Here is a 1083-nt window from a genome sequence, read left to right as displayed (position 1 = left end):
ATCGCCATTTGACGGAGTGGGGACAATGCAGCCTCAGGTTCATCCAAAATATATAATCCTTTGACTCCAAAACGATGGACGAATGTTCNACTCATGAATACGAGCAAGCATCGCCATTTGACGGAGTGGGGACAATGCAGCCTCAGGTTCATCAAAAATATATAATCCTTTGCCTCCAAAACTATGGACTAATGTTGAAAAAAACGACTCACCATGTGACTGTTCATGTAATGACTTCCCACCGTAAGATTCTTTAATTGGACGACCGAAAGAAAATTGACTATCAAGATGATCAATATTTGTAGCAAGATTATAGTAACTTTCAGCTCTAAAAAAGAAACCATCTTTGGGTCGATGAGGACCTTTTATCAATTGAATATATTCATATAGGTTAGAATGAGTAGATCGAGTTGAAAATGAAAAGTTTATAGTCCCACCCTCAGGATTAAACCCCCACGCTACTGCAATTGACTCCATTAGCGTTGATTTTCCCATTCCATTTTCACCAACTATATATGTTACCTTGGGGTGGAAATCAAGCTTTTCGAGACTTTTAATTACCCCAAGACTAAAAGGATAGTAATTGTAGGAAGAGACACTCTGTCTCTTCAGTTGAATCTGCCTTAAAAAGGATCCATGAGAATTCATATCTTAACACTCCATTTTTTAGTGTTTCTTTACTGGGTATTTTTTTGTTTATTGGTCATCTCAACTTATTCCCTCTTTGCAATCTTATCATAATATAGAAATACATATTCAATCCCCCAACAAAGTTCAACAAAGCACCACGCAAAACTGCCCGTTACTTAAATCAAAACAGGGAGCAGCTGCCGATGCAATCTGCTCCCTGTTTATTGTGCTATCGTCTCCCGTTAGCCTCCCATGCATCCCCTGCGTTGCACCACAGAGCATGAAAGTTAGTCCGTTCTTTCGTGGTAGTTACATTGACCCTACTGCTCTACGACGTCTTCGATACCTTGCAAACAAAACGGCCCTCAGCACGTTATCAGCGGCGATGCTGGCCCATACGGCGGGCAGACCCCATCCTTGGTACCAAGCAAAGAAGTACACGCCAAGCGTGCG

General features: G+C 41.4%; 2 pseudogenes. Both read right to left on the bottom strand.

The window, feature by feature from the left end:
• Positions 1–83, bottom strand: a pseudogene (locus tag OB236_RS22260) (AAA family ATPase); the annotation flags it as partial.
• Positions 84–90: 7 nt separating this feature from the next.
• Positions 91–648, bottom strand: a pseudogene (locus OB236_RS22255) (AAA family ATPase); the annotation flags it as partial.
• Positions 649–1083 lie beyond the last annotated feature (435 nt).

The organism is Paenibacillus baimaensis (assembly GCF_025567575.1).
Note: the sequence above shows the minus strand (reverse complement) of the source record. Positions and strands in the feature narration are given on the sequence as shown.